The sequence below is a fragment of the Micromonospora sp. NPDC005220 genome (assembly GCF_040607895.1).
GTDB lineage: Bacteria > Actinomycetota > Actinomycetes > Mycobacteriales > Micromonosporaceae > Micromonospora.
Genome location: NZ_JBEXHP010000149.1, coordinates 1 through 11496 on the forward strand (window position 1 = coordinate 1; position 11496 = coordinate 11496).

At 69.6% G+C, this 11496-nt stretch carries 11 protein-coding genes and 1 tRNA gene; 2 read left to right on the forward strand and 10 right to left on the reverse strand.

Annotated elements, in window-relative coordinates; all coding sequences use genetic code 11:
• Window positions 1–113 precede the first annotated feature (113 nt).
• The 9 genes from ABZU52_RS29800 to ABZU52_RS29840 all read right to left on the reverse strand — a co-directional run bounded on the left by ABZU52_RS29800 (window position 114) and on the right by ABZU52_RS29840 (window position 8779).
• Window positions 114–1367, reverse strand: coding sequence for a GTP-binding protein (locus ABZU52_RS29800; RefSeq protein ID WP_354974288.1), 1254 nt, complete (start codon window positions 1365–1367; stop codon window positions 114–116).
• A 74-nt stretch (window positions 1368–1441) separates the two neighbouring features.
• Complete coding sequence (gene cysD / locus ABZU52_RS29805) at window positions 1442–2353, reverse strand: sulfate adenylyltransferase subunit CysD (protein WP_354974279.1); 912 nt, start codon at window positions 2351–2353, stop codon at window positions 1442–1444.
• A 75-nt stretch (window positions 2354–2428) separates the two neighbouring features.
• Window positions 2429–3259 (reverse strand): inositol monophosphatase family protein, encoded by an 831-nt coding sequence (locus ABZU52_RS29810; protein WP_354974280.1) that lies wholly within the window; start codon window positions 3257–3259, stop codon window positions 2429–2431.
• A gap of 131 nt (window positions 3260–3390) precedes the next feature.
• On the reverse strand, window positions 3391–3981 hold the full coding sequence (pth, locus tag ABZU52_RS29815; RefSeq protein ID WP_354974281.1) for an aminoacyl-tRNA hydrolase: 591 nt from the start codon (window positions 3979–3981) through the stop codon (window positions 3391–3393).
• An 89-nt stretch (window positions 3982–4070) separates the two neighbouring features.
• A complete protein-coding gene (locus tag ABZU52_RS29820) occupies window positions 4071–4769 on the reverse strand; it encodes a 50S ribosomal protein L25/general stress protein Ctc (RefSeq protein ID WP_354974282.1) in 699 nt (232 codons plus the stop codon).
• Window positions 4770–5103: 334 nt separating this feature from the next.
• Window positions 5104–6084 (reverse strand): ribose-phosphate diphosphokinase, encoded by a 981-nt coding sequence (locus ABZU52_RS29825; protein WP_030329105.1) that lies wholly within the window; start codon window positions 6082–6084, stop codon window positions 5104–5106.
• Window positions 6085–6142: 58 nt separating this feature from the next.
• Complete coding sequence (gene glmU / locus ABZU52_RS29830) at window positions 6143–7702, reverse strand: bifunctional UDP-N-acetylglucosamine diphosphorylase/glucosamine-1-phosphate N-acetyltransferase GlmU (protein WP_354974283.1); 1560 nt, start codon at window positions 7700–7702, stop codon at window positions 6143–6145.
• Window positions 7703–7803: 101 nt separating this feature from the next.
• Window positions 7804–7875, reverse strand: a tRNA-Gln gene (locus ABZU52_RS29835).
• 52 nt (window positions 7876–7927) lie between these two features.
• A complete protein-coding gene (locus tag ABZU52_RS29840; protein ID WP_354974284.1) occupies window positions 7928–8779 on the reverse strand; it encodes a helix-turn-helix domain-containing protein in 852 nt (283 codons plus the stop codon).
• A gap of 122 nt (window positions 8780–8901) precedes the next feature.
• Between ABZU52_RS29840 and ABZU52_RS29845 the strand changes: the two genes are divergently transcribed.
• Window positions 8902–9867 carry an acyl-CoA desaturase gene (locus ABZU52_RS29845; RefSeq protein WP_354974285.1) on the forward strand — a complete coding sequence of 322 codons (966 nt, stop codon included), beginning with the start codon at window positions 8902–8904 and terminating at the stop codon, window positions 9865–9867.
• A gap of 224 nt (window positions 9868–10091) precedes the next feature.
• A complete protein-coding gene (locus ABZU52_RS29850) occupies window positions 10092–10793 on the forward strand; it encodes a TetR/AcrR family transcriptional regulator (RefSeq protein ID WP_354974286.1) in 702 nt (233 codons plus the stop codon).
• Here ABZU52_RS29850 and ABZU52_RS29855 read toward each other — a convergent pair whose 3' ends face one another.
• Window positions 10794–11270, reverse strand: a complete 477-nt coding sequence (locus ABZU52_RS29855; RefSeq protein WP_354974287.1) for a DUF4383 domain-containing protein — start codon at window positions 11268–11270, stop codon at window positions 10794–10796.
• Window positions 11271–11496 lie beyond the last annotated feature (226 nt).

An 11496-nucleotide genomic window follows, 5' to 3' on the forward strand; every position in this document is an offset into this window, starting at 1 on the left:
ATCCTTGTTGTAGTGGCATCAGCAACCGCCGAGGCCACTACTTCCTGGATCGAGCGCGATCTTGCCTGCGGGCGCGGGCCGGTGGGCGCGGACCCGGGCAGGGCGGGTCGGGGTTAGCTGGCTTCGACGATCATGGCGGCACCCACCGTGCGGTTGGTCGCCTCGTCGATGATGACGAAGCCGCCGGTGGTGCGGTTGCGCCGGTACTCGTCGGCCAGCAGCGGCACCGTGGTCCGCAGTCGCACCCGGCCGATCTCGTTGAGCCGCAGTTCGTCGGCCGACTCGTCGCGGTGCAGCGAGTTGATGTCCAGCCGGTAGTGCAGCCCGCGCACGATCGCCCGAGCCGACCGGGTGGTGTGCTTGATCGCGTACCGGCCGCCGACCCGCAGGGGGGCCGTCTCGTCCATCCAGCAGACCATCGCCTCGATGTCCTGGGCCACCGCCGGTGCGTTGTTCGGCCGGCAGATCAGGTCACCCCGGGAGATGTCGATCTCGTCGGCCAGTCGTACCGTCACCGACATCGGCGGGAACGCCTCCGGGACCGGCCCGTCGGCGGTCTCCACGGCGGCGATCCGGCTGGTGAAGCCGGACGGCAGCACCATCACCTCGTCACCAGGCTTCAGCACGCCGGAGGCGACCTGACCGGCGTAGCCGCGGTAGTCGGTGACCGTGGTGGACTGCGGACGGATCACGTACTGCACCGGGAACCGGACGTCGACCAGGTTGCGGTCGCTGGCGATGTGCACCCGTTCCAGGTGGTGCAGCAGCGACGGGCCCTCGTACCAGGGCATGTTGTCCGACCGGGTGACGATGTTGTCGCCGCGCAACGCGGAGACCGGCACCACGGTCAGGTCCGGTACGTCGAGCTTCGCGGCGAACGCGGTGAACTCGTCGGCGATCTGCTCGTAGACCTCCTGCGACCAGTCGACCAGGTCCATCTTGTTGACGCAGAGGACCAGGTGCGGCACCCGCAGGAGGGAGCAGAGGAACGCGTGCCGGCGGGACTGCTCGACGAGGCCCTTGCGGGCGTCCACCAGGATCAGGGCCAGGTCCGCCGTCGAGGCCCCGGTGACCATGTTGCGGGTGTACTGGATGTGGCCCGGGGTGTCGGCGATGATGAACTTGCGCCGGGGGGTGGCGAAGTACCGGTACGCCACGTCGATGGTGATGCCCTGTTCCCGCTCGGCACGCAGGCCGTCGGTGAGCAACGCCAGGTTGGTGTATTCGTCACCGCGGGCCGCGCTGACCGCCTCCACGGCGGCCAACTGGTCGGTGAAGAGCGACTTGGTGTCGTAGAGCAGCCGCCCGATCAGGGTCGACTTGCCGTCGTCGACGCTGCCGGCGGTGGCGAACCGCAGCAGGTCCATCGGCCGGGCCTCCGGCCCGGCCCCGGTAACAGCCCGGGCCTCCGCATTCGCGGACGCCACGATCTCGGTGCTCATCAGAAGTAGCCCTCCCGCTTGCGGTCCTCCATGGCGGCCTCACTGACCCGGTCGTCACCACGGGTGGCGCCCCGCTCGGTGATCCGGGTGGCCGCCACCTCCTCGATGACCTTCTCCACGGTGTCCGCGTCGGAGCGGACCGCAGCGGTGCAGGAGGCGTCGCCGACGGTGCGGTAGCGCACCTGCGCCTTGAACCGCTCCTCGCCCGCGCGGGGGCGGAAGAACTCGTTGACGGCGTAGAACATGCCGTCCCGCTCGATCACCTCGCGCTCGTGCGCGTAGTAGATCGACGGCAGCGGGATGCGTTCCCGGGCGATGTAGTGCCAGACGTCCAACTCGGTCCAGTTGGACAGCGGGAAGACCCGGATCGACTCGCCCGGGTGGTGCCGACCGTTGTACAACGACCACAGCTCGGGCCGCTGGTTCTTCGGGTCCCACTGACCGAACTCGTCGCGGAAGCTGAACACCCGCTCCTTGGCCCGGGCCTTCTCCTCGTCCCGGCGGGCGCCACCGAACAGCGCGTCGAAGCGGTGCTTCTCCACCGCGTCCAGCAGCACCGGTGTCTGGATCCGGTTGCGCATGCCGTCAGCGGATTCCCGGACCAGGCCGCTGGCCAGGGCTTCCGGCACACTCGCCACCACGAGCTGCAAGCCCAGCTCGGCAACCCGTTGGTCGCGGTATTCCAGGACCTCGGGGAAGTTGTGCCCGGTGTCGACGTGCATGACCGGGAAGGGGATGTTGGCCGGGGCGAACGCCTTCTGCGCCAGCCGCAGCATGACGATCGAGTCCTTGCCACCGGAGAAGAGCATCACCGGGCGTTCCATCTCGGCGACCACCTCGCGCATCACGAAGATGCTCTCCGCTTCCAAGGCGTCCAGGTGGGAGACCTGGTACGCCGCGGGGGTGGTCATGACACCGGCTCGATTCGCTCGCTCATCCGATTTCCAGACCTTTCCGGTCGGGCATGTCAAGAAAGTCCGCTCAGGCTACCCGGAATGTTTCTGCAGCGCCGCAAGCAACCGGGTGGCGAGATCCTTGCGACAGACCAGGAGGTCGGGGAGGCGCGGATCCGCCTCGTTGTATTTCAGCGCAGAACCGTCGATCCGGGAAGCGTGCAGTCCGGTGGCCGTCGCCACAGCGACCGGGGCCGCGGAGTCCCACTCGTACTGCCCACCCGCGTGGATGTACGCGTCCACCTCGCCGGTGACCACGGCGGCGATTTTCGCCCCGGCCGAGCCCATCGGCACCAGGTGCGCCCCGACGTCCTGGGCCAGATCGGTCAGGAAGACCGGTGGCCGGCTCCGGCTCGCCGCCAGGCGGATCTTCCGCTCGCCGGCCGTCGCCGCCTCCACCGTCATCGGTGGGTACGCCGGCGGGTAGTCCGTGCCCAGCACCCGGTGCTGCGCCGGCAACCCCACCGCCCCGGCGACCAGCCCGTGCGGACTCGGCGCGTTGCGCGCCCAGAGCGCCACGTGCACCGCCCAGTCGAAACGGCCCTCCTCGGAGAACTCCCGGGTGCCGTCCAACGGGTCGACGATCCACACCCGGTCCGCGGTCAACCGCGACACCGCGCCGGTGTTCACCTCCGCGGCCCAGGCCAACCGCGACCCCTCGTCCTCCTCGGAGAGCACCGCGTCACCCGGACGCCACTTCGCCAACTCCGTGCGGATCAGGTCGTGCGACACCTTGTCCCCGGCCGACTTCAGCGCGCCGGTGTCGGCGAAACCCATCTCGGTGCGCAGGTCGAGCAGCGCCTGCCCGGCCCGGGACGCCAACCATCGGGCGAACGCGCCATCGATCATCGGAGGACTGCCCATCTGCCCGCTCCCGTCGCCTCGCCGCGCTGCTCGCACGGGCCGATCCGCCGCGACTCGCGTCGCCGGTCGCGGCACGCCGAAAGGCGCAGACTACCGGCCTGCCGTTTCCGATCGGGTACGCCCCGCCCGGCTCAGCTGCCGTGGTAGAGGTTCTGCGTCGGCTCCACGCCCTTGGTGATCACCGACTCCACCATGTCGGCGGCCCGGTCCACCAGGAAATCCAGTTCCTTGCGCTCGGCCGGGCTGAAATCCGACAGCACGTAATCGGCCGGATCCTGCCGCCCCGGCGGTCGGCCGACGCCGAACCGTACCCGGGCGTAGTCCTTCGTCCCCAACGACTTCGACATCGAGCGCAGACCGTTGTGCCCGCCCTCGCCGCCGCCGAACTTGACCCGCACCTGGCCGAACCCGATGTCCAACTCGTCATGCACCGCGATCACCTGCGCGGTCGGCACCTTGTAGAACTGCGCCAGCGCCGCGACCGGCCCACCGGAGAGGTTCATGTACGTCAGTGGCTTCACCAGCACCAGCTTCGGCCCACCGAACCCCAGCCGCGCCTCGGCCACCTCGGCCACCGCCCGCTTGTGCCGGCCGAAACGCGCATCCAACCGCCCGGCCAGCAGCTCGGCCACCATGAACCCGACGTTGTGCCGGTTCCCGGCGTACTCCCGACCTGGGTTGCCCAGGCCGACCACCAGCCACGGCCCCGCCTCGTCCGTCACGACCCGTCCCTTCCGACGCCCGTCCCACCCGATACGCCGACAGGCGCCCCCGAACGCTCGGGGACGCCTGCCAGCAGAGTACGAACCGATCAGGCCTCGGTGCGGGCCTCGGTGGTCTCGTCGCCCTCGGCGCCCGGGGCGGCGTCCGCGCCCTCGGAGCCCTCGGTGACCTCGCCGACCTCGGCCTCGGCCTCCTCGGTGGCCGTCTCGACCTCGGGCAGCGTCGCCTCGAGCTCCTCAGCCGTCGGCGCGGCGGTCACCGAGGCGACCGGCAGCTCCGAGTCGGCGGCCAGCTCCACGCCCGAGGGCAGCTCGACGTCGGCGGCGGTGATCGTGGTGCCCGCCTCGGCGCCCTCGATCGACGCCTCGAGGTGGTCCGGGACCTGGGTGGCGTCCGCGGTCACCGGGAGGGTGTCGTGGTCGTGCACGATCAGGGTGTCCCGGGCGGCCTCGCCGGTCAGCTGGACCGGGACCTCGACGGTGACCTTCTCGCCCCGGCGGACCAGGATCAGGTCGACGTGCTCGAAGGTGTCGCGGATCGGGTCACGCTGGATCGCCTTCGGCAGCGCCAGCACCTGGGTGCCGTCGGTGATGTCGATAGCGAAGAGCTGGTTGGCACCGCCCTTGCGGATCGCGGCGGCGAACTCCCGCGACGGCAGCGCGATGTGCTTGGGCTTCTCGCCGTGGCCGTACAGCACGGCGGGCACCTTGCCGGCCCGGCGGGTACGGCGGGCACCACCCTTGCCGAACTCGGTACGGGGCTCGGCGCTGATCTTTACCTCGGACACGGGGAAACTCCTGATGCTTTTCGCTGCGGCGGCTTGTCGTCTTGCGGTGCTGGGGCGAGGGGCTCGCTGGGGCTCATGCGTCATGAACGACTGCCCGGAGCACCGCGTCGATGACGGTGCCTCCGTGCGGCGCTTTTCAGCGGCCCGCCGGGCACCCTCGCCGTGGCAACCGCACCAGTCTACCCGAGCGGTTTCCAGGGTTTCCGGCAGTCCCCGATCACGGCTCAGAACCGGCGCGTCGGTGGTGCTTCCACCCAGCGCGCCGGCCCCGTTTCCACCAGTGTGCCAGCCCCGCCCCCGCCAGCGTGTCAGGTGGCGGAAACGGGGCTCGGACTCAGCTCAGGCCACCGAAGAGGGTGGTCACCGAACCGTCGTCGAAGACCTCCCGGATGGCCCGCGCCAGCAGTGGCGCGATCGACAACACGGTGAGCTTGTCCAACTGCTTCTCCGGCGGGAGCGGCAGCGTGTTCGTCACCACGATCTCGCTGATCGAGCTGTTCTTCAGCCGCTCGGTGGCCGGGTCGGAGAGCAGCGCGTGGGTGGACGCGACCACGATCTCCGCAGCACCCGACTCCTTGAGGATGTCGGCGGCCTTGGCGATGGTGCCGCCGGTGTCGATCATGTCGTCGACGATCAGGCAGACCCGGCCCTCGACCTCACCGACCACCCGGTTCGCCACGACCTGGTTCGGCTTCATCGGGTCCCGGGTCTTGTGGATGAACGCCAGCGGGCAGCCGCCCAGCCGGTCGGTCCACCGCTCGGCCACCCGCACCCGACCAGAGTCCGGTGCGACCACCGTCATCGGCCGGCCGGCGTACTTGTGTTCCACGTACTCGGCCAGGATGTCCATCGCGAAGAGGTGGTCCACCGGGCCGTCGAAGAAGCCCTGGATCTGCGCGGTGTGCAGGTCGACCGTGAGGATGCGGTTGGCGCCGGCGGTCTTCAGCAGGTCCGCCACCAGGCGGGCCGAGATCGGCTCCCGGCCGCGGTGCTTCTTGTCCTGGCGGGCGTACGGGTAGAACGGCAGCACCACGGTGATCCGCTTGGCGGACCCCCGCTTCAGCGCGTCCACCATGATCAGGGTTTCCATGACCCAGGTGTTCACCCCGTGCGTGACGGACTGCACCACGAAGGCGTCCGAACCACGTACCGAGTCCTTGAACCGTACGAAGATCTCGCCGTTGGCGAACTCGTACGCGTCGGCTGGGGTCGGCGCGACGCCGAGCACCTCGCCGATCTCCTTGGCCAACTCCGGAAAGCCACGTCCGGAAAAGAGCATCAGGCTTTTGCGGTTTTCGGCGACGATGCTGCCCATGGGCCCGTCTGCTCCCGTTTTGTCGGCGGTACCCGACCCGGTGGTGGTGGGTCAGGGACTATTCGGTTGCAGTATCTCCCGGGCCGGATGCGCCGCCCACCGTCTCGGCCACCCCGTGCATTGCCTCACTGTTGCTTGCGGCACCGGCCGCACCCGACGCACCCTCGGCGTCGCCGACTCGCTGCGCACCCTTCGCGTCGCGGGCCCGCTGAGCCGCCTCCGCCGCCGCGGTGCCGGCACGCCGCATGACCACCCAACCCTCGATGTTGCGCTGGCGCGCCCGCGCGACACCCATCGCGCCCGCCGGCACGTCGTCGACGATCACCGAACCGGCCGCCGTGTACGCCCCGTCGCCCACCTCGACGGGCGCCACGAACATGTTGTCCGCACCGGTCCGCGCGTGGCTGCCGATCACCGTGCGGTGCTTGTTGACCCCGTCGTAGTTCACGAAGACCGAGGCGGCGCCGATGTTGGTCTGCTCGCCGATCGTCGCGTCGCCGACGTACGTCAGGTGCGGCACCTTCGAGCCGGTGCCGATCTGCGAGTTCTTCACCTCGACGAACGTGCCGACCTTGGCCTTCTCGGCCAGCTGGGCGGCCGGCCGCAGGTACGCGTACGGCCCGACGGTCGCGCCCGCGCCCACCTCGGCGCCGACGGAGTGGCTGCGGATCACCGACGCGGCCGGGCCGACGATCGTGTCGATCAGGGTGACGTCCGGCCCGATCAGCGCGCCCGCGCCGACCACCGTGCCGCCGCGCAGCTGGGTGTTCTGGTCGATGACCGCGTCCCGGTCCAGCGCGACCGTCACGTCGATCCAGGTGGTGGCGGGGTCGAGCAGGCTCACCCCGGTGCGCATCCACGCCTCGTTGATCCGGTCGCGCAGCAGCCGGCGCAGCGTGGCCAGCTCCACCCGGTCGTTGCAGCCCAACGTCTCGACGTGGTCCGCGGCGACGTGCACCGCCACCGGCTCGCCGGCCGAGCGGAGCAGGCCGAACACGTCGGTCAGGTACTCCTCGCCCTGGTCGTTGTCGGTGGAGAGCTTGCCCAGTGCCTCGCGCAGCCGCACCGCGTCGAACGCGTAGATGCCGGCGTTGATCTCCCGGATCGCGCGCTGCGTCGGGTCGGCGTCGCGTTCCTCGACGATCTGTTCCAGGTGGCCGTCGGCGTCCCGGACGATCCGCCCGAGGCCGGTCGGGTCGGGCACCTCGGCGGCCAGCACGGTGGCCGCCGCGGCGGCCTCCTCGTGCGCGGTCACCAGCGCGCCCACCGTCTCGGGTCGCAGCAGCGGCACGTCCCCGTTGATCACCACAACGGTGCCGGCACCGTCCGGTACCGCCTCCAGCGCGATCCGAACCGCGTGCCCGGTGCCGAGCTGCTCGGCTTGGAGCACCGGTGTGGCGTCCGGGGCGACCTCGGACAGATGCGCCCGGACCTGGTCGGCGCCGTGCCCCACCACGACGACGGTGCGGTCCGCGCCCAGCGGGGCGGCGGCGCTCAGCACGTGACCGAGGAGCGTCCGACCGAGCAGGGGGTGCAGCACCTTGGGCAGCGTCGACTTCATCCGCTTGCCCTCACCGGCGGCAAGTACGACGACGGTACGGAGGTGGGACTGGGGCACGACGTGGCTCCCGTCGGGACGGCGGACACTCTCGCGGCCATGCTAACCAGACGGAGTGGGAGGATTGTCCGATACCCCACCCAGGGACTGTTGATCAACTGCTCGGCCGCCAGGGTTCGAACCTGAAACTCAAGAGCCAAAATCTTGGGTGATGCCAATTTCACCACGGCCGATCACGACGTCAGAACCACCATCGCCTCAGGATGGGCATCCTGCGGGTATACCTTAGCGCCCAAGCGCCGCCACGCCATCACTCATACCCTTCATGATCCCCTCCATCTTCCAGTAAAGCCGCGTCGACTTGAGCACCTCGACCACGAGACACCCCCGGTAACCGGTCCCGGTGTTGTGTCGGTTTGTGCCTGGTTTGTGACGCTTGAGCGCGGTGGGCTGAAACTCGTCGACCGGTACCCCGACCTGCTCGGCCCACCAACGGGCCGCAGCCGCCGGGTCAGCGGACTCGTGAATGCTGACGCGGAACCGCAGGGTCCGCTTGTCTACTCCCATCGCCTCTGTGAAGCGGAGGAACAGACTGATGAGCATCGGGTCGCTGTTGACGAACCGGACCCGGCAGTCGTGGGGGCGCCACGGCTTGGCTTTGGTGCCTTCGGCCCAGTAAATCGCCGCGCCGACCGCGATCAGCTCTCGGTAGCGCAGCTGTTTCACCCAGGCCGCAGCTGCCTCGATCGTCTCCCGCCGCGCGGCGTCCCGCGCCTCCCGGTGAGCTGACCATCGCGCGTCGGTCATGGCCTTCGAATGCGCTCTGCGCCGAGCCAGAGCCGCCGCACTGTCCGAGTCGAGTGGGAGGTGGCGCAGCCAAAGGTAGGCGGTGGACCGACTGACCCCCAATCGCTCGGCGATAATCGGAACCGACAGGCCACCGAGCCGCAGGCGCACGGCCTGATCACGCAACTCGTCCTTCGCGTTCGGTCGCCGGGTCCATGCCGGCGGAGGAACCCCGCGCAGCATCGCGCGCGCACGGTCTTTGCCGACGCCGGTGCGGGCCTGGATCTGACGGACGGACAGCTGCTCCTCGGTGCGCAACCGACGCACCTCGGCGGCAAGGGGATCGGTCATGAGCAGCAGTTTAGGACCGGCGTACGACACCCTTTACGAACTTCCCCGTGCGATCTACGGTGCCGTAAGTTACGGTGACGTAGGCGTAGCTTCGTGTCGTTACCATCCCCTTGCGAGGTCCCATGTCCACTGCTCTGCTCGATCCCAACACCGCCGCTCCCGGCCCCAAACCACTCACCGACGGCAGCCAGTCCTCCGGCATCCTGGCCGCCCTCTGGGCTTTCGTGGTGATCCCCTTCGTCGCCCTGCTGATCGCCGTTCCGATGGCGTGGGGTGGCTGGCTGGGCTGGACCGACGTGATCATCGGCCTGGTCTGGTACGTCGTCTCCGGACTCGGCATCACCGTCGGCTTTCACCGCTACTTCACCCACGGCTCGTTCAAGGCCAAGCGGTGGCTGCGGGTGACGCTGGCGGTCGCGGGTTCACTGGCGGTGCAGGGCGAGATCATCCAGTGGGTCGCCGACCACCGGCGCCACCACGCCTTCTCCGACCTGGAGGGTGACCCGCACTCGCCGTGGCGCTTCGGCACCAGCTTCTGGGCGTTGACCCGGGGCTTGTTCCACGCGCACGTGGGCTGGCTGTTCCGTCGGGAGCTCTCCAACCGCGAGCGGTTCGCACCGGACCTCATCGCCGACCGGGACATCAGCAAGGTCGATCGGCTCTTCCCCGCCCTGGTGGCCATCTCGCTGCTCGGCCCGGCGCTGATCGGCGGCCTGGTGACCTGGTCCTGGCAGGGTGCGCTCACCGCGTTCTTCTGGGCCGGGCTGGTCCGCATCGGCCTCCTGCACCACGTCACCTGGGCGATCAACTCGGTGTGCCACGTCTACGGCGAGCGCCCGTTCGCGATGCGCCAGGGCGACCGCGCGTCGAACTTCTGGCCGCTGGCGATCCTGTCGTTCGGCGAGAGCTGGCACAACCTGCACCACGCCGACCCGACCAGCGCCCGGCACGGCGTGCTGCGCGGTCAGGTGGACATCTCCGCCCGGGTGATCTGGCTGTTCGAGAAGACCGGCGCGGCGACGCAGGTGCGCTGGCCAAAGCCCGAGCGCCTCGCCGCCAAGCTGGTGAAGCCGGTCGCACCCCGCTGAAACCGGGCGGTGGTCGGGGATGCCGCCTGGCAGGATGGCCGGGATGACCGAGCCATCCGGGGGGACCAGGCGGCTCGGCCTACGGGGGCCAGGCCCGATCCGGGTACGGTCGAACGGCGCGGCAGGGTGGTCGGACCGCCCGCCAGTGAGGCGACGACGTGAACGGGCACAGCGGAGGAACCATTCCACGGCAGGGCGTCACCGAGCGCCAGCAAGGCGGCGACATGCCTGAGGTCAGCGACGACGCGGGGGCAGGCGTCGGCGGCCGACGGGCGACGCCGCCGGCACCGAAAGCCAAGGCCCCCTCCCGGGTGCGCATGTCGGCGGCCCAACGACGGGAGCAGTTGATCGCGACCGGCCGGCAACTCTTCGCCGAGCGCGGTTTCGACGCCACCTCCATCGAGGAGGTGGCGGCCCGCGCCAAGGTCTCCAAGCCGGTGGTCTACGAGCACTTCGGTGGCAAGGAAGGGCTCTACGCGGTGGTGGTGGACCGGGAGGTCCGGGCCCTGTTGGACCGGATCACCACGGCGTTGACCGCTGGCCATCCGCGGGAGCTGCTGGAACAGGCGGCGCTGGCCCTGCTGGGCTACATCGAGGAGGAGACCAGCGGTTTCCGGGTGCTGGTCCGCGAGTCGCCGCTGATGTCCGGCACGGCCAACTTCAGCAGCGTGATGAACGACGTGGCGCACCAGGTGGAGCACATCCTGGGCGCCGAGTTCAAGAGCCGCGGGTACGACCCGAAGCTCGCCGAGCTGTACTCGCAGGCGCTGGTCGGCATGGTGGCGCTGACCGGTCGCTGGTGGTTGGAGGTGCGTAAGCCGCGCAAGGAGACGGTGGCGGCGCACCTCGTCAACCTGGCCTGGAACGGCTTGTCGCACCTTGAGGCGAAGCCGACGCTGATCACCGCCCGGCGCAGCCGACGCTGATCAGCGGCGGTGCACGTCGGCCACCGGGTGCTTGCGGTGCTCCAACTCCGCCTCAGCGTGCTCCGGTGGGCCGACCTTGTCGTACAGGCCGGTGCTGAGCAGGATCAGGCCGAACAGCATCGACACGACCACCGTCGACATCGAGAAGTTGAGGAAGTTCGCCCCGGTCTGCAGCACCGACATCATCAGGATGCTGGTCACCAGGAACACCACGCCGGCGGTGAGGTTCATGTAGTGGCCCAGGTTGGTGCGCCGCGACGCCCCGATGATCAGGACGGCCCCGAAGATCACCGAGGCGAGCGAGAAGGCCAGGTTGGTCCGGAGCCCGAGGGCCCAGGTGCTGTTGCGGGCGAAGAGCGGCTCGCCGATCGTCTCGGCGACGCCCCAGACGCCGAAGACCAGGATGTAGAGGCCGATCAGCCCGGAGAGGACCCGGTAGAGCGGCCGTGCCGGATGGTTGACCGGAAAATGCGGCATACCCCTGACCCCCTGAAGTGACCGTTTTCAGAAGGATTGTCACCCAGGGCAAGACCGACTGTCCGAAGAACCCCAATGTCGAAAGGGTCCGCCGAAAGGCTGGACCCGGTCAGGTTTTCGCCGGAGCCCGAGCTGCGCAGGGATCAAGCCTGGGCGCCCCGGGGCGCCGGGGGGCCGGCGGCCCACCCCCACCCCCCCCCCCAAACGCACTTTATCGGTGGCCGGG